Source organism: Pseudomonas sp. MBLB4123, from assembly GCF_051904775.1.
In the GTDB taxonomy this organism is placed as follows: domain Bacteria; phylum Pseudomonadota; class Gammaproteobacteria; order Pseudomonadales; family Pseudomonadaceae; genus Aquipseudomonas; species Aquipseudomonas benzenivorans_B.
The window spans coordinates 1,510,099-1,531,028 of record NZ_CP196711.1 but is presented as its reverse complement, the minus strand read 5'-3'; the positions used below and the strand labels follow the sequence as shown (position 1 = coordinate 1,531,028).

The window sequence follows — 20,930 nt, the reverse complement described above, 5'->3', positions numbered from 1 at the left end:
TGTGCGACATGACAGGTTCTTAGCATGAAATCTATTTTACTCATCATTGTGAACGACCCTGCATTCTTTCTTTCACATCGTTTGGCCGTGGCGGAGGGCGCACGACAAGCGGGCTATCAGGTACATATTGCCAGTATGCCTGGACAAGCGGTGCGTGGGATATGCGATATGGGGTTCACACATCATGCGCTACCTCTATCACGCAGTGGTAAGAGTATTCTGGCTGAGTTTTGCACGTTATTTTCCATATGGTGTCTACTATGGCGTTTAAGGCCGGAGGTGCTGCATCTAGTTACAGTTAAACCGGTCTTGTATGGTGGGATCGCAGCACGGTTGGCCCCGGTTAAGGGGGTTGTGGCTGCTATTTCTGGTCTCGGCTTTGTTTTTTTATCCAAGGGAGCAATGGCTTCCTTGCTGCGTAATATTGTCAAGGTCTTTTATCGCTTGGCTTTGGGCAAAAAGAACTTGCGCGTTATTTTCCAGAACCCAGATGACCGCGATATGCTCCTGCGCATTGGCGGGTTGAAAGCGACAAAGGCTGAGATGATTCGTGGCTCTGGCGTGGATCTTTCCCTTTATCCATCATTGCCTGAGTCTGGAGGTATGCCGATCATCTGCCTTGCGGCTCGGTTGTTGCGTGACAAGGGGGTTATGGAGTTCGTTGAGGCTGCTCGACTTCTGCGTCAGCGTGGAGTAACGGCATGCTTTCAATTGATCGGTGATGTGGATCCCGGTAACCCGGCTTCTGTTACGGCTGATGAGCTCGAAGGCTGGCGTCGTGAAGGCTTGATCGAGCTACTTGGGTACAGAACGGACATTGCTCAATTGTTTGCCGCTGCGCATGTCGTGGTATTGCCTTCGTATCGTGAAGGCTTGCCCAAGGTATTAGTAGAAGCAGCTGCTTGTGGTCGTGCTGTCGTCACTACTGATGTACCCGGTTGTCGGGACGCTATTGAGCCGAGCGTGACGGGTTTATTGGTGCCGGTGCGTAATTCAGAGGCATTAGCCGATGCAATAGAGAGTTTGATAGATAACCCAGAGTTGCGCCAGCGGATGGGTACAGCCGGGCGGAAGTTGGCTGAGCGTGAATTTTCTATAGGGAAGATCGTGCAACAGCACTTGGATATCTACAAAAAAATGGGGACCACCACTTGAGTCATCAGGGAAAGATTTTCGTAACAGGCGCTTCCGGGTTTGTAGGGAGCGCAGTGCTTGAGCGATTACAACGAAATCCTAAGGCTCAGGTGCTTGCATTGGTGCGGAATAAGTACACAAGGTTGTCCACGCAAGGAGTATCGGTACATATTGCAACACTTGAGGAGTCCCTCGAAGGGGTGCCCCTGGAGAGTGTTGATGTATTGATTCACTGTGCTGCTCGCGTTCACGTCATGCATGAGCAGGCGTCCGACCCGCTCGCCGAGTTCCGCAAGGTCAATGTCGAGGGTACCTTGAACTTCGCTCGTCAGGCGGCGGCGGCGGGTGTGCGCCGTTTCATCTTTATCAGCTCGATCAAGGTCAATGGCGAGGGCACGCCTCTAGGTGTGCCTTACCTTGCCGATGCTCAGGCCGCACCTGCTGATCCGTACGGCATTTCCAAGATGGAAGCCGAGCAGGGGTTGCGTGCTCTTGCGGCCGAGACCGGGATAGAGGTGGTGATTATCCGCCCGACCCTAGTCTATGGGCCGGGGGTGAAGGCCAACTTCCTCAATATGATGCGCTGGCTGCACAAGGGCGTACCCTTGCCATTCGGGGCCATCCACAACCGGCGCAGCCTGGTGGCCCTGGACAATCTGGTCGACCTGATCGTGACCTGTATCGATCATCCTGCCGCGACGAATCAGACCTTCTTGGTCAGCGATGGTGAGGATCTTTCGACTACCGAGTTGTTGCGCAGGATGGCCACTGCCTTGGGCAAGCCGGCGCGCTTGTTGCCGGTGCCGAGTTGGTTGCTGGAGAGGGGAGCGGCGCTGCTCGGCAAGCAGGCGCTTTCCCAGCGGTTGTGCGGCTCGCTGCAGGTCGATATCGCCAAGACCCGTGAGTTATTGAACTGGACACCGCCGGTCAGCGTCGATGAGGCGCTGCGTAAGACGGCTAAGCATTTTCTGGAACAGCAAAGCAAATGACTATCTGGTGGTTGCTGCCGGCGGTGGCCGGCGTTTCGCTTGTTATGACTGGCACGTTGCGTCGTTACGCCTTGGCCCGCAGCCTGATGGACATCCCCAACGCGCGCAGTTCGCATTCGGTGCCGACACCGCGCGGCGGGGGAGTGGCCATCGTGTTGGCCTTCCTGGCGGCGTTACCGGTTTTGGCCTGGGCCAATTTGTTGCCTTGGGCCGTGATGTGGGGGCTGTTGGGGGCGGGGGGCGGGGTGGCCGTGATCGGTTTTCTCGATGACCACGGCCATATTCCGGCGCGTTGGCGGTTATTGGGGCACTTTGCCGCGGCCATTTGGGCATTGTTCTGGCTGGGTGGACTGCCGCCGTTGACTATTTTCGGCATGAGCTTCGATCTTGGATGGCTGGGACATATGCTGGCAGCGGTGTACCTGGTGTGGCTGTTGAATCTCTACAACTTCATGGATGGCATCGATGGCATTGCCAGTGTCGAGGCCATTTGTGTTTGTTTGGGCGGCGCCTTGTTGTATGCCGTGTCGGGTATCGTGGGCTCAACCCAAGCTACGGAGTTCGTTGTGCCTTTACTGTTGGCGGCTGCGGTGGCCGGCTTTCTGTTCTGGAACTTCCCGCCGGCGCGGATCTTCATGGGCGATGCCGGTAGTGGCTTTCTCGGCATCACCCTGGGCCTACTGTCGCTGCAGGCGGCCTGGGTGGAGCCGCAGTTGCTGTGGAGCTGGCTGATTCTGCTCGGGGTGTTCATCGTCGATGCCACCTTCACCTTACTGCGGCGCCTGCTGAGGGGCGACAAGGTTTATGAAGCCCACCGCAGTCATGCCTATCAATATGCATCCAGACGTTTGGGTAGGCATTTGCCGGTGACTCTCATCGTGGGAGGGCTCAATTTGTTCTGGTTGCTACCCATCGCACTTTGGGTCGGAGTGGATGGGCTGGACGGTTTGACGGGCGTGCTGATTGCCTATGCACCTCTGCTGTGGCTGGCAGTGAAGTTCAATGCGGGGGCGCTGGAGTAAGGGCGTCGGCAAAAGATTGGTGTGTTGGCGGTTAACCCCGGGAGTGCCTGTCTTTACGCTTGGGATAATTTGCGAGCTCAGGTTGGGCAGTGGTGTCGCGAACAAGCCTGCCCCAACAGATCATTCGCTGCTGTACTGCAAGTGATGCAGCAATGGCAGAAGCAGTGTGAGGAATTATTGTGTTAAGACTTGCCGAGAAACTACGCAGTCGTCTGGTCTGCCTGCCGCGGCGCCATAAGCGACTGATTCAGGTCACAGTCGATGTGCTGCTGATCTGGGCCGCATTGTGGCTGGCTTTTGTCGTGCGCCTGGGGGACTCGAAGAATATCGAGCCCTTTGCCGGACATGCCTGGTTGTTTGCAGTGGCGCCGCTGATCGCCGTTCCCTTGTTTGTGCGCTTCGGCATGTATCGGGCGGTGATGCGCTACTTCGGCAACGATGCGCTGCTGGCCATCGCCAAGGCGGTCACACTGTCGGCGTTGCTCCTGGCGTTGGCGGTGTACTGGCATCAGGGGGCGCCCAAACTCATTCCGCGCTCCATGGTGTTCAATTACTGGTGGCTGAGCCTGGTGCTGATCGGCGGCTTGCGCCTGGTGATGCGGCAGTACTTCATGGGCGACTGGTTTTCGCCGGAGCAACCCAGCAGGCTCAAGGGGCGCGATACTGGATTGCCGAAGGTCGCGGTATACGGTGCGGGGGCGGCCGGCAACCAGTTGGTGGCGGCGTTGAGGATGGGGCGTGCCATGCGTCCGGTGGCCTTCATCGACGACGACTCCAACATCGCCAACCGGGTGATCGCCGGCTTGCGGGTTTATACCCCCAAGCATATCCAGCAGATGATCAACGAAACAGGTGCGGACGAGATCCTCCTGGCGATTCCTTCGGCTTCCCGCGCTCGCCGCCGCGAGATACTCGAGCTGCTCGAGGACTTTCCCCTGCACGTGCGCAGCGTGCCCGGCTTCATGGACCTGGCCAGTGGCCGGGTCAAGGTCGAGGATATCCAGGAGGTGGATATCGCCGACCTGCTCGGGCGCGATGCCGTGCCGCCGCAGCAGGCGCTGTTCGAGCGTTGCATTCGCGGCCAGGTGGTGATGGTCACAGGGGCCGGCGGTTCGATCGGATCGGAGCTGTGTCGGCAGATTGTGGCGAGCGGGCCCATCACCCTGATCCTGTTCGAGCACAGCGAATTCAATCTCTACAGCATCCACAGCGAGCTGGAGCAGCGGCTGCAGCGCGAGTCGCTGCCCGTGCGCCTGGTGCCCATCCTCGGCTCCATCCGCAACCCGATCAGGCTGGTGGATGTCATGCGCACCTGGGGGGTGAACACGGTTTACCATGCCGCCGCCTACAAGCATGTGCCCATGGTCGAGCACAACATCGCCGAGGGCGTGCTGAACAACGTGCTCGGCTCGTTGCATACGGCGCAGGCGGCGGTGAAGGCCGGGGTCGAGCACTTCGTGTTGATTTCCACGGACAAGGCGGTGCGGCCGACCAATGTCATGGGCAGCACCAAGCGCCTGGCCGAAATGGTGCTGCAGGCGCTCAGCGCCGAGTCGGCACCGGTGTTGTTCGGCGATGCCGAGGCCGTGCATCGGGTCAACAAGACCCGCTTCACCATGGTGCGTTTCGGCAATGTGCTGGGTTCCTCCGGCTCGGTGATCCCGCGCTTCCATGAACAGATCCGCCAGGGCGGGCCGGTGACCGTGACCCATCCGAATATCACCCGCTACTTCATGACCATTCCCGAAGCCGCCCAGCTGGTGATCCAGGCCGGCGCCATGGGCCAGGGCGGCGACGTGTTCGTGCTGGACATGGGCAGCCCGGTGAAGATCGTCCAGCTGGCCGAGAAGATGATTCACTTGAGCGGCCTTAGCGTGCGCTCGGAGAAGAACCCCCACGGCGACATCGCCATCGAGTTCACCGGCCTGCGTCCCGGCGAAAAGCTCTACGAGGAGTTGCTGATAGGTGACAACGTCAGCCCGACCGAGCACCCGATGATCATGCGCGCCAACGAGGAGCACCAGCCTTGGGAATCCTTCAAGAAGGTGCTGGCCGAGCTGCAGGGCGCGGTCGAACGTGACGACTATGACCGAGTGCGTCAGCTGCTGCGTGAGACGGTAAGCGGCTACGCACCAGAGGGTGAGATCGTCGACTGGATCCACCTGAAGCGCCGCAGCAAGCCGCATTAGGCTGTGGGCTTTACTCCGTGCGAGGGGATGTGATGTTCGGCGTCGAGCGGGCTGGTCCTTGGTGCGTCGCCGGTCTGCCGGCATGACCAGTCGTCTGGCGGCGGATGCCGTGCTGGTGGTGCACCTGCTGTTTATCCTGTTCGTGCTGCTCGGTGGCTTGCTGGTGCTGCGCTGGCGTGTTTTGGCCTGGCTGCACCTGCCGGCTGCGCTATGGGGGGCGGTGGTAGAGCTGTATTCGCTGCAATGTCCCCTGACCCCGCTCGAGAATGCCCTGCGCCGCGCCGCCGGCGAGCAGGGCTACGACGGCGGTTTCGTCGAGCAGTATCTGTTACCGCTCATCTACCCGGCCGGACTCACGCCAGGCGTCCAGTTGCTGCTCGGTGTTCTGGTGCTGGTGGTCAACGGCGCGATCTATGGCTATCTGCTGTGGCGAGGCAAGGCCGAGCGCTAGGTTGCGACATATTCAGCCGCCGGCCCAGGTTCTATCCGCTTTTGCTTTGCCTTGCGCATTCAGCAGTCTGATGGTGAGTGGGGCTGGGATTGTCCTTCGCTACACTGCGGACCATCTATCACGACAGCGTAAGGCGGCCTCTGTATGCAAAAGCGCATGATGATTACCGGTGCGGGTTCGGGTTTGGGGCGCGAGATCGCCCTGCGCTGGGCCCGTGAGGGCTGGCGGCTGGCCCTGGCCGACGTCAGGGAGGCCGGTCTGGCGGAGACCCTGCAGCTGGTGCGGGCGGCCGGGGGCGACGGTTTCACCCGCTTGTGCGACGTGCGCGACTACAGCCAGCTGACCGCCTTGGCCCAGGCCTGCGAGGCGAAGTTCGGCGGCATCGATGTGGTCGTCAACAACGCCGGGGTGGCGTCCGGGGGCTTCTTCGGCGAGCTGTCGCTGGAGGACTGGGACTGGCAGATCTCGATCAACCTGATGGGCGTGGTCAAGGGCTGCAAGGCCTTTCTGCCGCTGCTCGAGCGCAGCAAGGGCAAGATCGTCAACATCGCCTCGATGGCGGCCCTGATGCAGGGGCCGGCCATGAGCAACTACAACGTCGCCAAGGCCGGCGTGGTGGCGCTGTCGGAAAGCCTGCTGGTGGAACTGCGGACGCAGGAGATCGGTGTGCATGTGGTCTGCCCATCCTTCTTCCGGACCAATTTGCTGGACTCCTTCCGCGGTCCGACGCCGGCGATGAAGGCCCAGGTCGGCAAGCTGCTGGAGAGCTCGCCGATCAGCGCGGCGGAGATTGCCGACTACATCTACTGTCAGGTCGCCGAGGGCGAGTTCATGATCCTGCCCCACGAGCAGGGCCGCATGGCCTGGGCGCTGAAGCAGAATAACCCGCAGATGCTCTACGACGAGATGGCCGGCATGGCCGAGCGGATGCGTGCCAAGGTGGCTGATCGAACGGTCAGCTAATGCCGCCCGCAGGCTTGCCTGGGGGCAGGTCCGCGGTTAGGGTGGCGGACCTCGTCTGTCGCTCGCCCCACGCCTTGGATGATTCGTGAAACCCTTATCTGGAACCGCCCTGCTGTTGGCGCTGTTGTTGGCGGCGGTGAATCTGCGCCCCGGTATCACCTCCCTGGCCCCGCTGATCGAGCGGATCGCCGCGGACCTCGCCCTGAGCCGCGGCCTGATCAGCCTGAGCACGGCCTTGCCGGTGCTGTGCATGGGCCTGCTGGCACCGCTGGCGCCGCGCCTGGCGCTGCAGTTGGGCCTGGAGCGCACCATCACCCTGTGCATGGCCACCATCGCGGGTGCCTTGCTGCTGCGGTTGCTCGGCGATGTCGGTGGGGTGCTGATCGCCAGTGCGGCGCTGCTCGGTAGCGGCATCGCTGTGGCCGGCCCGCTGCTCTCCGGTTTTATCAAGCGTTATTTCTTCGCGCATATGGGCCGGGTGGTGGCCTGGTACTCCCTGGGCATGGCGGTGGGCGGAGCGGCCGGCGCCGTGTTGACGGTGCCGGCCATGCACTGGCTCGGCGAGCGCTGGACCCAGGGGCTGGCGCTGTGGGCGCTGCCGGCGCTGCTGGCCATGGGGGTATGGCTGTGGGTGCCCAACCGCGCCGAGTCGGCCGGTCAGGGCGAGGCCCAGGCCGGCCTGCCCTGGGGCCAGCCGCGGGCCTGGCTGATCAGCGCATTCTTCGCGCTCCAGGCGGGGCTCTTCTATGCCCTGGCCACCTGGGTAGTGGCGCGCTATCACGAGGCCGGCCTGAGCCTGCTGCACAGTAATAGCCTGTTCAGCCTGTCGATGCTGACGGGCTTGCCCAGCTCCTTTCTGTTTCCCTGGCTGGCCCAGCGCTTCGGCAATCGTTATGGCCTGCTGCAGGCTTGCGCCCTGCTGGCCTGCGTCAGCCTGGCGATGATCAGTTTTGTGCCGACGCTATTGCCGGAGCTGTGGGCAGTGGTCATCGGCTTGGGCCTGGGCGGGGCGTTCGCCTTGTCCCTGGTCTTGCCGCTGTACGAGGCGAGCACGCCGTTGGCGGTCAGCCGCTGGACCTCGATGATGCTCTGCGCCGGTTACGGCATGGCCTCGCTGGCGCCGGTCCTGACCGGTATGGCGCGCGACCTGGCCGGCGGTTACCAGCCGGCTTTCGCCGTGCTCACCGGTCTGGCGCTGTTGATGGTGATGCTGGCCTGGTGGATGGCCAGGGGCGTAGCGCCGGCCGACACTGACGCCCCTTAAATCGGCGGACTTCCGCCGCAGTTCCTTCCTTGAGCGCCGGTGCTGTGGTAGAAGGCAGCCTCGATTTCCTGGAGTACCGGTGTGGAGTCAGAATCCATCGTCTATGGCTGCATCCGCGACTGGCCGGCGGACAGCGCGGAGCAGAGCCGCCTGCGTCGCGAGCTCAATCGACAGGTGCTGCGCGAGCTGCCGGCGGGCGATGCCTGGTCGCTCCTCGGTCGCGAGATGTTCGCCTGCTGCGAGCAGCCGGGCGATGGCCTGTACCAGACCCAGGTGATCCATTTCGGCGCCAGCTACAGGGCCGTGGAGTACGAGTGGAGTCTCTGGGTGGAGCAGTTCGAGGCTCTGCTCAAGCGCCTGTATTGGGCCAGTGCGGTGGTGCATCTGGAGACCGAGCTCAACGGCACCCATACCTTTCGCTGGGACTCGGAGAGCGGCGGTCACAGTCCCCACGAGGGCGAGCTGCGAGTGCGCTGCGCCTGGGAGCGCGAGAGCGGCTTGCGCGGTTAGGCGTTGCGCCCTGGCCTGGCGCGGTTCACTCGACCAGCGCCTGCAGCCACTCCTTGGGCACCTCGCGTTTCAACGCCAGTTGGCATTGCTGGCTTTCCGGGTCGAAGACGATCACCGCCTCGCCTTTGTCCAGGGCGCGGCGCACCCGCTGCACGCGGGTCTCCAGCGGGGTCTCGTCACCGTTGTCGGTGCCCTCGCGGGTGACGAAGTCCTCGATCAGGTGGGTCAGGGTGTCGGCTTGCAGCAGGTGAGGGGGGATCAACACGGCTCGGTTCTCCAGAACGCTGCGGCGATGCTACCTGCTGGATCGGCAACTGGCCAATCCGGTGGTCAGTTGTCGGCCCGGCGGCCCGTGCAGCACTGTGCGTGAGCCCAGGGCGCCGGCAGTGCCGCCTCAGCTCTCCTCGCCGCGTTGGCCGAGCAGGCTGTCGACGGCGGGCACCCGGGTATCGCTGGCCATCTGCGTGTCGTGTTCCAGTTGGTGGCTGAAGCGGTCCAGCGAGCCTTGCGCGGGCTGGGCATCGCTGGCGAACACCGGCGGGCTGAGCATGTAGGCGCTGAGCAGCCGGCTCAGCGCCACCAGACTGTCGATATGGGTGCGCTCGTAGCCATGGGTGGCATCGCAGCCGAAGGCCAGCAGGGCGGTGCGCACGTCATGGCCGGCCCCCACCGCCGACTGCGCGTCGCTGTGGTAGTAGCGGAACAGGTCGCGGCGCACCGGGATGTCGTGTTCGCCGGCCAGGCGTAACAACTGCCGCGACAGGTGGTAGTCGTGGGGGCCGCCGGAGTCCTGCATGGCGACGCTGACCGTGTGCTCGCTGGAGCTCTGGCCCTGGGCCACCGGGGCGATATCCACGCCGACGAACTCGCTGACGTCCCAGTGCAGCGCCGCGGCCGCGCCGGAGCCGACCTCCTCGGTGACGGTGAACAGCGGATGACAGTCGATCTCCAGCTCCGCGCCGCTTTCGACTATGGCCTTGAGCGAGGCGAGCAGGGCGGCGACGCCGGCCTTGTCGTCCAGGTGGCGGGCGCTGATGTGGCCGCTCTCGGTGAACTCCGGCAGCGGGTCGAAGGCGACGAAGTCGCCCACCGCGATGCCCAGGGATTCGCAGTCGGCGCGGGTGGCGCAGTAGGCGTCCAGGCGCAGCTCGACATGGTCCCAGCTGATCGGCAGCTGATCCACCTCGGTATTGAAGGCATGCCCGGAGGCCAGCAGCGGCAGCACGCTGCCACGGATCACGCTGGTTTCGGTGAAGACGCTGACCCGGCTGCCTTCGGCGAAGCGGCTGGACCAGGTGCCGACCGGTGCCAGGCCCAGGCGGCCATTATCCTGAATGGTGCGGACGATGGCGCCGATGGTGTCCAGGTGGGTCGACACCGCGCGATCCGGACTGCTCTGCTTGCCCTTGAGGGTGGCGCGGATGGTGCCGCGGCGGGTCAGTTCGAAGGGGATGCCGATCTCTTCCAGGCGTTCGGCGACGTAGCGCACGATGGTGTCGGTGAAGCCGGTCGGGCTGGGGATGGCGAGCATCTCCAGCAGGACTTTCTGCAGGTATTCGAGGTCGGGTTGGGGCAGTTGCTGCATAGAGGACTCCTTTGCTCGTGGGCTCCTGGCCCTGCGCTTATGGCGTCAACAGGGGAGGTGGCGGGCCGCTGCGAGTGGACTGCGCGAGCCACTCGACGGCCCGGTACCTAGCCGGTCACCTGGCTGAGGGGGAACAGCAGGTCGACGAAGCGCTCGGCGGTCGGCTGCGGCTCGTGGTTGGCCAGGCCGGCGCGCTCGTTGGCCTCGATGAACACGTGTTCGGGGCGGTCGGCCGCCGGTACCAGCAGGTCGAGGCCGACCACCGGGATGTCCAGGGCCCGGGCCGCTTTGACCGCCGCTTCGGCCAGGGCCGGATGGAGGATCTCGGTGACGTCCTCGAGGCTGCCTCCGGTGTGCAGGTTGGCGGTCTTGCGCACGGCCAGGCGCTTGCCGGCGGGCAGGATGCTGTCGTAGTCGACCCCGGCGGCGTGCAGGGTGCGCAGGGTTTCCGCGTCCTTGGGGATGCGGCTCTCGCCACCGGTGGCGGCCTGGCGTCGACGGCTCTGGGCGTCGATCAGGTCGCCGATGCTATGGCGGCCGTCGCCGACCACCTCGGCCGGGCGGCGGATGGCGGCGGCCACCACCTCGAAGCCGATCACCAGGACGCGCAGGTCGCAGCCCTCGTGGAAGCTCTCCAGCACTACGCGGTCGTCGAACACCCGGGCGCGCTCGATGGCGGCCTGGACCTCGCCCGGGCTGCGCAGGTCGACTGCCACGCCCTGACCCTGCTCGCCATCCACCGGTTTGACCACCAGGCTGCCGTGCTCGGCGAGGAACGCCGCGTTGTCTTCGGCGCTGCCGGCCAGGCGCTGGGCCGGCAGCTGCAGGCCGGCGCGGGCCAGGGCGCGATGGGTCAGGCGCTTGTCCTGGCACAGGGTCATGCTCACCGCGCTGGTCAGGTCGGTCAGCGACTCGCGGCAGCGGATGCGTCGACCGCCGTGGCTGAGGGTGAACAGACCGGCCTCGGCATCGTCGACCTGCACCTCGATGCCGCGGCGCAGCGCCTCGTCGACGATGATCTTGGCGTAGGGGTTGAGCTCGGCCTCCGGGCCCGGGCCGAGGAACAGCGGCTGGTTGATGCTGTTCTTGCGTTTGACGCTGAAGGTCTGTAGCTCGCGGAAGCCCAGCTTGGCGTACAGTCCCTTGGCCTGGCGGTTGTCGTGCAGGACGGACAGGTCAAGGTAACTAAGCCCGCGGCTCATGAAGTGTTCGATCAGGTGGCGCACCAGCACCTCGCCGACTCCGGGACGACTGCAGTGCGGGTCGACCGCCAGGCACCAGAGGCTGCAACCGTTTTCCGGGTCCTTGAACGCCTTGTCATGGTTCAGGCCCATGACGCTGCCGATCACCGAGCCGCTCTCTTCGTCCTCGGCCAGCCAATACACCGGCCCGCCCTGGTGGCGGGGGGTGAGCTTGGCCGGGTCGATCGGCAGCATGCCGCGCATCTGGTACAGGCAGTTGATCGCCTGCCAGTCCTCGGCGTTCTGCGCGCGGCGCACCCGGTAGCCGCGAAAGCCGCGGCGCGCCGGACGGTAGTCGCTGAACCACAGGCGCAGGGTGTCCGACGGGTCGAGAAACAGCTGCTGCGGCGCCTGGGCCAGAACCTGATGGGGGGCGGCGACGTACAGGGCGATATCGCGCTCGCCGGGGCGCTCGCTGAGCAGTTCGTCGGCCAGCGTGGCCGGGTCGGGGTAGGTGTGGCCGATCAGCAGGCGGCCCCAGCCGCAATGTACGGCCCGTGACTCGCAGGGTTTCACCCCGCGCTCTTCGGCGAAGCGCGCCTGCAGGCGCTCATAGGAGGGCGCCTGGCCGCGCAGGAGGCGTTGGTTGTAGGCAGTGGCTCGCATGGAGATGTTTCCTTAGCTGTCCGCAGCGCCCGGAGCGTTGCCGGGGCGTGAGTTCAGTCGTGACTTCTCCGGATTACATCCGGCTACGGCGTGTGGAACGCAGCAGGGCGGAATTTGTCCGCCCTGCGCAGTTGCTACAGGCCTTGCTCGCTCAACCACAGGTTGAGCGCCGCCATCTGCCAGAGTTTCGAGCCGCGTAGCGGCGTGAGCTGGCCATCCGGATCGGTCAGCAGGCGGTCGAGCATGGCCGGATTGAACAGGCCGCGGTCCTGGCTCGGGTCGATCAGCAGGTCGCGGACCCAGTCCAGTGTAGCCCCCTCCAGATGCTTGAGGCCCGGCACCGGGAAATAGCCCTTGGGCCGGTCGATCACCTCGTTGGGGATCACCTGGCGCGCGGCTTCCTTGAGCACGTGCTTGCCGCCGTCGGGCAGCTTGAAGCGGGCTGGAATACGCGCCGACAGTTCGGCCAGACGGTAGTCGAGGAACGGCGTGCGCGCCTCCAGGCCCCAGGCCATGGTCATGTTGTCGACCCGCTTGACCGGGTCGTCGACCAGCATCACCGTGCTGTCCAGGCGCAGCGCCTTGTCCACCGCGGCCACCGCGCCGGGCTTGGCGAAGTGCTGGCGGACGAACTCGCCGGCATGGTCGTCGGTCAGCCACTCGGGCTGCACGCACTGGGCGTATTCCTCGTGCTCGCGGTCGAAGAACGCCTTGCGGTAGGCGGCGAAGGCATCCTCGGCGCCATCCACCAGCGGGTACCAGTGGTAGCCGGCGAACAGCTCGTCGGCGCCCTGGCCGCTCTGCACCACCTTGCAGTGCTTGGCCACTTCCCGCGAGAGCAGGTAGAAGGCGATGCAGTCGTGGCTGACCATCGGCTCGCTCATGGCACGGAAGGCGGCCGGCAGTTGTTCGATGATCTCGTTCTCGCCGATGCGCAACTGGTGGTGGCGGGTATCGAAGCGCTCGGCGATCAGGTCCGAGTACTGGAACTCGTCGCCACGCTCGCCGCCGGCGTCCTGGAAGCCGATGGAGAAGGTCGACAGGTTCTCCACTCCGGCCTCGCGCAGCAGGCCGACCAGCATGCTCGAGTCGACGCCGCCGGACAGCAGCACGCCGACGTCCACCGCGGCGCGCTGGCGGATCGACACCGCCTCGCGCATGCCGTCGAGCACCTTGTCGCGCCAGTCCTCCAGCTCGAAGGCAATTTCCTCGCGCTTGGGTCCGTAGTCCAGCTGCCACCAGCTCTGCTGCTCGCAGTTGCCCTGGGCGTCGAAGCGCATCCAGCTGGCCGGGGCCAGCTTCTCGACGCCGGCGAGTATGGTGCGCGGCGCCGGCACCACGGCGTGGAAGTTCAGGTAGTGGTTCAGGGCGACCGGGTCCAGGGTCTTGCCGATATCGCCGCCGGCCAGCAGGGCCGGCAGGCTCGAGGCGAAGCGCAGGCGCTGGCCGGTGTGCGACAGGTACAGCGGTTTGACGCCGAGGCGGTCGCGAGCGATGAACAGCTGCTGGGTGTCACGCTCCCACACGGCGAAGGCGAACATGCCGTTGAGTTTGGGCAGCAGGTCGGTGCCCCAGGCGTGGTAGCCCTTGAGCAGCACCTCGGTGTCGCCGCCGGAGAAGAAGCGGTAGCCGAGGGCTTGCAGCTCGTCGCGCAGTTCCGGGTAGTTGTAGATGGCGCCGTTGAACACCATGCTCAGGCCCAGATCGCTGTCGATCATGGGTTGGCCCGAGGCTTCGGCCAGATCCATGATCTTCAGCCGACGATGGCCGAGGGCAACCGGCCCCTGGCTGTGGAAGCCGTGCGCGTCTGGACCGCGCGGCGCTAAATGATGGGTGATTCGTTCTACTGCGGCCAGGTCGGCCGCCTGCTGATCAAAACGTAGTTCTCCAGCTATTCCGCACATAGTTTTCCTTACCGGTGTTGCCGTTGGGGAGTCGTCCGGGCTCGCCGAACCTTTTACATGGGAACAAGAAAATGCTTTTATGTCAAAGTTTTAATGCGATGTAGTTAGGTGTTTATGCCCGAAAAAATAGTTTCTACTGAAATAGATTTGTCATCCGTCATGGCGTTCGAGCTGCCGATCTTCCAGTCCCTGCGGCGCCTGCAGCAGGCCGGCGAGGTGCATGCCAAGCGCCTGGCGCGCTTCGGCGGGCTGACGCCCATGCAGCTGATGATCCTGCAGGTGCTGGCGGGCGAGGAGCGCTTGACGGCCAGCGATCTGAGCGGGCGGGTGAGCCTGACCGCGGCGACCCTGTCGGGCATGCTCGACCGCTTGGAGGAGCGCGAGCTGCTGCACCGTCGGCGCGACGATCAGGACCGGCGGCGCCAGTGGCTGCTGCTCAGCGACGCCGGGCGCGAACTGGTGCAGCAGGCGCCGAGCCTGCTGCCGCCGGGGTTCCGCCAGCGCTTCGCCGCCCTGGCCGACTGGGAGCGGCACAGCCTGACCGCGGCGCTGCTGCGCGCCGCGGAGCTGTGCGGGGAGATGGAGTGAGGGTGCCCGGCTTCAGGCCTTGGCGTTGCGGATCAGCCGGCGCAGGGCGAAGCGATTGGGGTGGCAGGCCTCGGCCACCTCGCGCGGTAGCGGCAGGGGCTCGTCGTCCAGCCAGGCGGCCAGCAGCTCGCCGGACAGCGGGGCGGTGATCAGGCCGCGGGAGCCGTGGCCGCTGTTGACGTACAGGCCCGCGAGCCAGGGGCAGGGCGTGTCCGGCACCTGGCGGGCGTCCTTGCCGAGCACCGCGTAGGCCGCGGCGAAGGCGTCACGCTCGGCCAGGGGGCCGACCAGCGGCAGGTAGTCGGGGCTGGTGCAGCGAAAGGCGGCGCGGCCTTGTAGCCGGGCAGGATCGAGCTCGGTGGCGTGCAGGCGCAGGCTCAGATCCCTGGAAATTTCTTCGAGTAGCCGCAGGTTGCCGGCGTGATCGGCGCTGTTAGGCGTCAAGTCATCGCTGTGGAAATCGAAGCTGGCGCCCAGGGTGTGTTCGCCCAGGCGCGCCGGGGCGACGTAGCCCTCGGCACAGACCACGGTCGACAGCGCACGGCTGTCCTGGGTCTGCGGCAGGCTGCTGATCTGCCCGCGAATGCGCTTGAGCGGCAGCGCGGCGCTGCAGGGAAAGCGCTTGATCTCCGCGGCCCCGGCCAGCACCACCAGCGGCGCGGCGGCGAGCAGCCGGTCGCCATTCCAGGCCTGCCACTGTTCGGCGTCGCGGCGCAGCTCCAGGGCCTCGTTATGGGTCAGTAGGCGGATATTCGGGTGCTGGCCGAGCAGGCGGCACAGCGCCGGCGGATGCACCCAGCCGGCCTGGGGGTAGAACAGGCCGCCGGCGGGCAGCGTGACGCCGGCCCGGCGCTCGGCCGCGGCCCGCTCCAGGGGGTGCAGCAGCTCGGTGGGGAAGGCCGCCGCCAGCCGTGCCTGGCGTTGGGCCTCCTTGGCGTCGAAGGCCAGTTGCAGCACGCCGCAGGCGTCCCAGTCCTGGCCGCGGGGCAATTGCTCGAGCAGGCGACGGCTGTGGCCGAAACCGCTGACGATCAGGCGCGACAGCGCCGTGTGGTGGGCCGAGAGCTTGAGGTAGAGCACGCCTTGGGGGTTGCCGGAGGCCTCCTCGGCGATCTCGGCGTGGCGCTCCAGCAGGCTGACCCGCCAACCGCGGGCGGCCAGGCTGGCGGCGGTGGCGCAGCCGGCCAGGCCGGCGCCGATCACCAGGGCGTGACGCTCGCCGAGGTGCTTGGGTGGGCGGGCGAACCAGGGTTTGCTCGCCGGCGCCGGTGCGCCCGTGAAGCGCCCCTTGAGGACCTCCCACTTCTTGCCCTGGCCGGGCATCCGCTTGACCTCGAAACCGGCCGCCTTGAGGCCGCGGCGCACCACCCCGGCGCTGGTGAAGGTGCCGAAGCTGGCGGCCGGGGCGGACAGGCGGGCCAGCTCGGCGAACAGCTCGGCGCTCCACAGTTCCGGGTTCTTCGCCGGGGCGAAGCCATCGAGGAACCAGGCGTCGACCCGGGCGTCGAGCTGGGGCAGCAGTTCCAGGGCGTCGCCGATCAACAGGGTGAGCACGACCCGGCCGCCGTCGAACAGCAGGCGCTGAAAGCCGGGGTGCAGGGCGACGTATTGCGCCAGGAGCGGCTCGGCGAAGGGCGCCAGCTCCGGCCACAGGGCCAGGGCGCGTTGCAGATCGGCGCGGCTCAGCGGGTATTTCTCGACGCTGACGAAGTGCAGGCGTGCGCCGGCGGGCGCCTGCTGGGCGAACAGCTGCCAGGCGCAGAGGAAGTTCAGCCCGGTGCCGAAGCCGGTCTCGCCGATCACCAGGTGTTCGCCGTCGCCCAGCGCGGCGAGACGCTCCGCAAGCTGGTTGTTGGCGAGGAAGACGTAGCGGGTCTCTTCCAGGCCGTTGTCCTGGGAGAAGTACACGTCGCCGTACTGGCGCGACAGCGGCTGGCCCTTGGCGTCCCAGTCGAGCTGGGCCTGTTGGGTGCCGGGGAGGGTGTCGGGGGAATCGGGCATGGCGACCACCAGGTTGAGCAGGCGCGCATTCTAGCCGATCCCCTGGGCTCTATTGCAGGTCCGGCGCGGACAAAGGGCACGACTCTCCGCTAGGCTGCAGACATTCAATTGCGGGAGCCGTATATGTTCGAATCCGCCGAGATCGGTCATGCCATCGACAGGGAGGTCTTCGAGGCCGAGGCGCCGCTGCTGCGCGAGGCGCTGCTGGAGGCGCAGTACGAGCTGCGTCAGCAGGGGCGTTTCGCGGTGATCATCCTGCTCAACGGCATCGAGGGCGCCGGCAAGGGCGAGACGGTCAAGCTGCTCAACGAGTGGATGGACCCGCGGCTGATCCAGGTCAGCACCTTCGACCAGCAGAGCGACGAGGAACTGGCCCGGCCGCCGGCCTGGCGCTACTGGCGCAAGCTGCCGCCGAAGGGGCGCATCGGCATCTTCTTCGGCAACTGGTACAGCCAGATGCTCCAGGGGCGGGTGCGTGGGACGATCAAGAATGCCGAGCTGGACCAGGCCATCGGCGGCGCCCTGAGTCTGGAGCAGATGCTCTGCGACGAGGGTGCGCTGGTCTTCAAGTTCTGGTTCCACCTGTCCAAGCCGCAGATGAAGGCGCGCCTCAAGGCGCTGCAGGACGACCCGCTGCACAGCTGGCGGATCAGCCCGCTGGACTGGCAGCAGTCCAAGACCTACGACAAGTTCGTGCGTTTCGGCGAGCGGGTGTTGCGCCGCACCAGCCGCGAGCATGCGCCTTGGTACGTGGTGGAGGGGGTGGACGAGTGCTACCGCAGCCTGACGGTCGGGCGCATCCTGCTCGACGGCCTGCAGGCGGCGCTTCGGGCCGAGACGCCGCGCCTGCCCCAGCCCCATGCGGCGCCTCTGATCTCGAGTCTGGACGAGCGCGGCCTGCTCGACAGCCTGGATCTGGCCCAGGCGCTGGACAAGGAGGACTACCGTGAGCAGCTGGTCGCCGAGCAGGCGCGTTTCGCCGGCCTGATGCGCGACAAGCGCATGCGCCGACATGCCCTGGTCGCGGTGTTCGAGGGCAACGATGCCGCCGGCAAGGGCGGCGCCATTCGCCGCGTGACCGGCGCCCTGGACCCGCGCCAGTACCAGATAGTGCCGGTGGCGGCGCCCACCGAGGAGGAACGTGCCCAGCCCTACCTCTGGCGGTTCTGGCGCCATGTGCCGGCACGCGGCGGTTTCACCCTGTTCGATCGCTCCTGGTATGGCCGGGTCCTGGTGGAGCGGGTCGAAGGGTTCTGCAGCCCGGCCGACTGGCTGCGCGCCTACGGCGAGATCAACGACTTCGAGGAGCAGCTGACCGAGGCCGGCGTGGTGGTGGTCAAGTTCTGGCTGGCCATCGATTCGGACACCCAGCTGGCGCGTTTCCAGGCGCGCGAGAAGATCCCCTTCAAGCGCTTCAAGATCACCGAGGACGACTGGCGCAACCGCGAGAAATGGCCGCAGTACCGCGAGGCGGTGGAGGACATGGTGGACCGCACCAGCACCGAGATCGCGCCCTGGACCCTGGTCGAGGCCAACGACAAGCGCTTCGCCCGGGTCAAGGTGCTGCGTACCCTGAGTCAGGCCTTGGAGGCGGCGTTCGCCCGGGACTGACGGCGGCGCGGGTGAGCCCTCGGACCAGGCGGATGGGCATGCATATGCGGGGTGAATGATCGTCGCGATCGCTGGTGGCCGGCTTCTATGCTCCAGCCATCAGCAACGTCAGCAGCCTGAGGTGCGTCATGCGTGAAGTGGTGATAGTCGACAGCGTCCGGACCGGCCTGGCCAAGTCCTTCCGCGGCAAGTTCAACCAGACCCGTCCCGACGACATGGCGGCCCACTGCGTCAATGCGCTGCTGGCGCGCAACGACCTGGACCCGGCGCTGGTCGACGACTGCATAGTCGGCGCCGGTTCCAACGAGGGCGCCCAGGGCATGAACATCGGCCGCAACGTCGCGGTGCTCTCGGGGTTGGGAACCGGGGTCGCCGGCATGACCCTCAACCGTTTCTGTTCCTCGGGTTTGCAGGCCATCGCCATCGCCGCCAACCAGATCGCCTCCGGCTGCTCCGAGGCGATGGTGGCCGGCGGCGTCGAATCGATCAGCCTGACGCTCAAGAGCGTCAACGGCGACCACCTGTTCAACCCCATACTGCAGCGGGACGTGCCGGGCATCTACTACCCCATGGGGCGGACCGCCGAGATCGTCGCCAGGCGCTATGGCGTCAGTCGCGAGGCGCAAGACGCCTATGCCCTGCAGAGCCAGCAGCGCACCGCCCGGGCCCAGGCCGCGGGCCTGTTCGCCGACGAGATCGTGCCGATGAACGTGCGCTATCTGCTCGAGGACAAGGCCAGCGGCGAGCAGCAGCTGGTCGAGGGGCTGGTCGATCGCGACGATTGCAACCGCCCCGACACCACCCTGGAGAGCCTGGCCGCGCTCAGGCCGGCCTTCGCCGAGGATGGCTCGGTGACCGCCGGCAATGCCTCGCAGCTGTCCGATGGCGCCTCCATGACCCTGGTGATGAGCCTGGACAAGGCCCTGGCGCTGGGGCTCGAGCCCAAGGCCTTCTTCCGTGGTTTCACCGTCGCCGGTTGCGCGCCGGACGAGATGGGCATAGGCCCGGTGTTCTCGGTGCCCAAGCTGCTCAAGGCCAAGGGGTTGAGCGTGGCCGATATCGACCTGTGGGAGCTCAACGAGGCCTTCGCCTCGCAATGCCTGTACGCCCGCGACCGGCTGGGGGTCGACAATCGGAGGTACAACGTCAACGGTGGCTCGATCGCCATCGGCCATCCCTTCGGCATGACCGGCTCGCGCCAGGTCGGCCACCTGGTGCGCGAGCTGCAGCGGCGCAACCTGCGTTACGGCATCGTCTCCATGTGCGTGGGGGGCGGCATGGGGGCCAGCGGGTTGTTCGAAGCGGTGCGCTGACCCCCGGCCGATCGCCGATCCGTCCAAATAAAAAACCGCCTCGAGTGCGGTTCTTTATTTGGGCGAAATCGTGGGTGGCTAGAAGCTCCGGCTTTCGATGATGTCGTTGGCCTGATTCATGCGGCGGACATAGAGGGCGATTTCCCGCTCGGCATCGACGCGGGTGAAATAGGGGCCTTCCAGGGTGCCTTCGCGGGTGGCGAAAAAGTATTGCCCGTTGACCGCGCTGACTCGTTCGCTGCGATAGTGCGTGCCGGGGCCGGGATCGACTTGGCGCTGACCGAACATGGGGAGACCTCACACAGTAAGCCTATTGGTCTGAGTCTAATCCGCGTCCGCGGGGTTGCCGGAGTTGGCGACCAATGGTTGCTTTTCGGTATGTATCCGGCGTGCTGGTCGAGATTTACGTTACTTTGTCGTCAACCTGATGGCGATATCGAAGGGCCATGGGTACAGTTTTGCTGCATGCCGGTATCGAACTGTAGCTGTGCCGCTTGCCGGTGCCGGCCTAGAATGCTGTTTTATGGCCCCCGTCCGCTCTATTTCAGGCGATCGCGGGTGTCGTGCAGCAGAGGCAGTCATGCATATCTCTTCCGGCCGTTGGCTCTACGGCATGTTTCTGGCGCTGGTGACCGCGCTGCTCTGGGGCATTTTGCCGATCAAACTCAAAGAGGTGCTGCAGGTGATGGACCCGGTCACGGTGACCTGGTACCGCCTGCTGGTGGCGGGCGCCATCCTGCTCGCCTATCTGGCGGCGGCGCGGCGGCTGCCGAGCTTTCGCCCGTTGGGGCGGCGCGGCGGCTGGTTGCTGGCGCTGGCGATCGCCGGCCTGAGCGGCAATTACGTGCTCTACCTGATCGGTCTCAACCTGCTTTCGCCGGGGACCACCCAGCTGGTGATCCAGGTCGCGCCGATCCTGCTGCTGGTCGGCAGCGTGCTGGTCTTTCGCGAGCGCTTCGGCCTGGGGCAGGGGGTGGGCCTGGCCCTGCTGCTGTCGGGTTTCGCGCTGTTCTTCAATCAGCGTCTGGAGGAGTTGCTGAGTTCGTTGAGCGACTACACCACGGGTGTGCTCATCGTGCTGCTGGCGGCCTTCGTCTGGGCCTTCTATGGCCTGGCGCAGAAGCAGTTGCTGACGCGCTGGAACTCGCTGCAGGTGATGATGGTGATCTACCTGGCCTGCGCCCTGTTGCTCACGCCCTGGGCACAGCCCTGGCAAGTGCTGCAGCTGAGCCCGGCGCAAGGCTGGCTGCTGCTGGCCTGCTGCCTGAACACCCTGGTGGCCTATGGCGCGTTCGCCGAGGCATTGGCTCATTGGGAAGCCTCGAGGGTCAGCGCGACCCTGGCCGTCACCCCCCTGGTGACCTTCGCCTCGGTGGCGCTGGCGGCCACCTGGTGGCCGGATCATGTACGCCCCGAGCAGCTCAACTGGATCGCCTACGGCGGGGCCGTGCTGGTGGTGCTGGGGTCGGCGCTGACCGCGTTGGCGCCGTCGTTGCTGGCCGGCCTGCGTGCCCGCCGTGTGCGGAAGCTGGCCGCACTGCCGTAGCGAGTCCTGGCCC

General features: G+C 65.7%; 17 protein-coding genes and 1 pseudogene. 12 read left to right on the top strand and 6 right to left on the bottom strand.

Features of this window, described 5'->3' with window-relative positions; genetic code table 11:
- Positions 1 to 24 precede the first annotated feature (24 nt).
- From ACSX1C_RS07190 to ACSX1C_RS07155, 8 genes are all read left to right on the top strand, one after another.
- Entirely contained in the window at positions 25 to 1,155 is a 1,131-nt protein-coding gene (locus ACSX1C_RS07190) for a glycosyltransferase family 4 protein (RefSeq protein ID WP_439888863.1), read from the top strand.
- Positions 1,152 to 2,123 (top strand): UDP-glucose 4-epimerase family protein, encoded by a 972-nt coding sequence (locus ACSX1C_RS07185; RefSeq protein ID WP_439888862.1) that lies wholly within the window; start codon positions 1,152 to 1,154, stop codon positions 2,121 to 2,123. The genes ACSX1C_RS07190 and ACSX1C_RS07185 overlap by 4 nt, the downstream gene beginning before the upstream one ends.
- The gene (locus ACSX1C_RS07180; protein ID WP_439888861.1) at positions 2,120 to 3,145 is read left to right on the top strand and encodes an MraY family glycosyltransferase; all 1,026 of its coding nucleotides are present in this window, start codon (positions 2,120 to 2,122) and stop codon (positions 3,143 to 3,145) included. The genes ACSX1C_RS07185 and ACSX1C_RS07180 overlap by 4 nt, the downstream gene beginning before the upstream one ends.
- Before the next feature lie 179 nt (positions 3,146 to 3,324).
- A complete protein-coding gene (locus tag ACSX1C_RS07175; RefSeq protein ID WP_439888860.1) occupies positions 3,325 to 5,334 on the top strand; it encodes a polysaccharide biosynthesis protein in 2,010 nt (669 codons plus the stop codon).
- An 82-nt stretch (positions 5,335 to 5,416) separates the two neighbouring features.
- A complete protein-coding gene (locus ACSX1C_RS07170) occupies positions 5,417 to 5,785 on the top strand; it encodes a DUF2784 domain-containing protein (protein ID WP_439888859.1) in 369 nt (122 codons plus the stop codon).
- Positions 5,786 to 5,929: 144 nt separating this feature from the next.
- Positions 5,930 to 6,748 carry an SDR family oxidoreductase gene (locus ACSX1C_RS07165; protein ID WP_439888858.1) on the top strand — a complete coding sequence of 273 codons (819 nt, stop codon included), beginning with the start codon at positions 5,930 to 5,932 and terminating at the stop codon, positions 6,746 to 6,748.
- A gap of 85 nt (positions 6,749 to 6,833) precedes the next feature.
- Positions 6,834 to 8,012: an MFS transporter gene (locus ACSX1C_RS07160; RefSeq protein WP_439888857.1), complete on the top strand. Its 1,179-nt coding sequence runs from the start codon at positions 6,834 to 6,836 to the stop codon at positions 8,010 to 8,012.
- A gap of 81 nt (positions 8,013 to 8,093) precedes the next feature.
- On the top strand, positions 8,094 to 8,522 hold the full coding sequence (locus tag ACSX1C_RS07155) for a hypothetical protein (RefSeq protein ID WP_318645966.1): 429 nt from the start codon (positions 8,094 to 8,096) through the stop codon (positions 8,520 to 8,522).
- A gap of 25 nt (positions 8,523 to 8,547) precedes the next feature.
- Here the strand turns inward: ACSX1C_RS07155 and ACSX1C_RS07150 are convergent, their stop codons facing one another.
- The 4 genes and pseudogenes from ACSX1C_RS07150 to ACSX1C_RS07135 form a co-directional block, all read right to left on the bottom strand.
- A complete protein-coding gene (locus ACSX1C_RS07150; RefSeq protein ID WP_318645967.1) occupies positions 8,548 to 8,787 on the bottom strand; it encodes a YheU family protein in 240 nt (79 codons plus the stop codon).
- Positions 8,788 to 8,916: 129 nt separating this feature from the next.
- On the bottom strand, positions 8,917 to 10,107 hold the full coding sequence (locus ACSX1C_RS07145) for an osmoprotectant NAGGN system M42 family peptidase (protein WP_439888856.1): 1,191 nt from the start codon (positions 10,105 to 10,107) through the stop codon (positions 8,917 to 8,919).
- A 107-nt stretch (positions 10,108 to 10,214) separates the two neighbouring features.
- Positions 10,215 to 11,970 (bottom strand): annotated as a pseudogene (ngg, locus tag ACSX1C_RS07140) (N-acetylglutaminylglutamine synthetase); the annotation flags it as partial.
- A 118-nt stretch (positions 11,971 to 12,088) separates the two neighbouring features.
- On the bottom strand, positions 12,089 to 13,858 hold the full coding sequence (locus ACSX1C_RS07135; protein WP_439888855.1) for an N-acetylglutaminylglutamine amidotransferase: 1,770 nt from the start codon (positions 13,856 to 13,858) through the stop codon (positions 12,089 to 12,091).
- Between the two features lie 114 nt (positions 13,859 to 13,972).
- Between ACSX1C_RS07135 and ACSX1C_RS07130 the strand changes: the two genes are divergently transcribed.
- A complete protein-coding gene (locus ACSX1C_RS07130) occupies positions 13,973 to 14,446 on the top strand; it encodes a MarR family winged helix-turn-helix transcriptional regulator (RefSeq protein WP_439888854.1) in 474 nt (157 codons plus the stop codon).
- Positions 14,447 to 14,458: 12 nt separating this feature from the next.
- Here ACSX1C_RS07130 and mnmC read toward each other — a convergent pair whose 3' ends face one another.
- Complete coding sequence (gene mnmC, locus ACSX1C_RS07125) at positions 14,459 to 16,447, bottom strand: bifunctional tRNA (5-methylaminomethyl-2-thiouridine)(34)-methyltransferase MnmD/FAD-dependent 5-carboxymethylaminomethyl-2-thiouridine(34) oxidoreductase MnmC (RefSeq protein ID WP_439888853.1); 1,989 nt, start codon at positions 16,445 to 16,447, stop codon at positions 14,459 to 14,461.
- A 123-nt stretch (positions 16,448 to 16,570) separates the two neighbouring features.
- Here mnmC and pap point away from each other — a divergent pair, with 123 nt between their 5' ends.
- Together pap and ACSX1C_RS07115 are read left to right on the top strand one after the other, a co-directional pair.
- Positions 16,571 to 18,058, top strand: a complete 1,488-nt coding sequence (pap, locus tag ACSX1C_RS07120; RefSeq protein WP_439888852.1) for a polyphosphate:AMP phosphotransferase — start codon at positions 16,571 to 16,573, stop codon at positions 18,056 to 18,058.
- Positions 18,059 to 18,186: 128 nt separating this feature from the next.
- A complete protein-coding gene (locus tag ACSX1C_RS07115; protein WP_439888851.1) occupies positions 18,187 to 19,371 on the top strand; it encodes a thiolase family protein in 1,185 nt (394 codons plus the stop codon).
- 78 nt (positions 19,372 to 19,449) lie between these two features.
- Here ACSX1C_RS07115 and ACSX1C_RS07110 read toward each other — a convergent pair whose 3' ends face one another.
- Entirely contained in the window at positions 19,450 to 19,659 is a 210-nt protein-coding gene (locus ACSX1C_RS07110) for a DUF6316 family protein (RefSeq protein WP_439888850.1), read from the bottom strand.
- A gap of 292 nt (positions 19,660 to 19,951) precedes the next feature.
- Between ACSX1C_RS07110 and ACSX1C_RS07105 the strand changes: the two genes are divergently transcribed.
- Positions 19,952 to 20,917, top strand: coding sequence for a DMT family transporter (locus ACSX1C_RS07105; RefSeq protein WP_369959521.1), 966 nt, complete (start codon positions 19,952 to 19,954; stop codon positions 20,915 to 20,917).
- Positions 20,918 to 20,930: the final 13 nt, after the last annotated feature.

What these genes read in the sequence shown, in the direction of transcription:
- ACSX1C_RS07190 (WP_439888863.1), top strand. Translation starts at nt 25, where the DNA reads ATGAAATCTATTTTACTCATCATTGTGAACGACCCTGCATTCTTTCTT.
- ACSX1C_RS07180 (WP_439888861.1), top strand. Translation starts at nt 2,120, where the DNA reads ATGACTATCTGGTGGTTGCTGCCGGCGGTGGCCGGCGTTTCGCTTGTT.
- ACSX1C_RS07170 (WP_439888859.1), top strand. Translation starts at nt 5,417, where the DNA reads ATGACCAGTCGTCTGGCGGCGGATGCCGTGCTGGTGGTGCACCTGCTG.
- ACSX1C_RS07165 (WP_439888858.1), top strand. Translation starts at nt 5,930, where the DNA reads ATGCAAAAGCGCATGATGATTACCGGTGCGGGTTCGGGTTTGGGGCGC.
- ACSX1C_RS07145 (WP_439888856.1), bottom strand. Translation starts at nt 10,107, where the DNA reads ATGCAGCAACTGCCCCAACCCGACCTCGAATACCTGCAGAAAGTCCTG.
- ACSX1C_RS07135 (WP_439888855.1), bottom strand. Translation starts at nt 13,858, where the DNA reads ATGTGCGGAATAGCTGGAGAACTACGTTTTGATCAGCAGGCGGCCGAC.
- ACSX1C_RS07130 (WP_439888854.1), top strand. Translation starts at nt 13,973, where the DNA reads ATGCCCGAAAAAATAGTTTCTACTGAAATAGATTTGTCATCCGTCATG.
- mnmC (WP_439888853.1), bottom strand. Translation starts at nt 16,447, where the DNA reads ATGCCCGATTCCCCCGACACCCTCCCCGGCACCCAACAGGCCCAGCTC.
- pap (WP_439888852.1), top strand. Translation starts at nt 16,571, where the DNA reads ATGTTCGAATCCGCCGAGATCGGTCATGCCATCGACAGGGAGGTCTTC.
- ACSX1C_RS07115 (WP_439888851.1), top strand. Translation starts at nt 18,187, where the DNA reads ATGCGTGAAGTGGTGATAGTCGACAGCGTCCGGACCGGCCTGGCCAAG.
- ACSX1C_RS07110 (WP_439888850.1), bottom strand. Translation starts at nt 19,659, where the DNA reads ATGTTCGGTCAGCGCCAAGTCGATCCCGGCCCCGGCACGCACTATCGC.
- ACSX1C_RS07105 (WP_369959521.1), top strand. Translation starts at nt 19,952, where the DNA reads ATGCATATCTCTTCCGGCCGTTGGCTCTACGGCATGTTTCTGGCGCTG.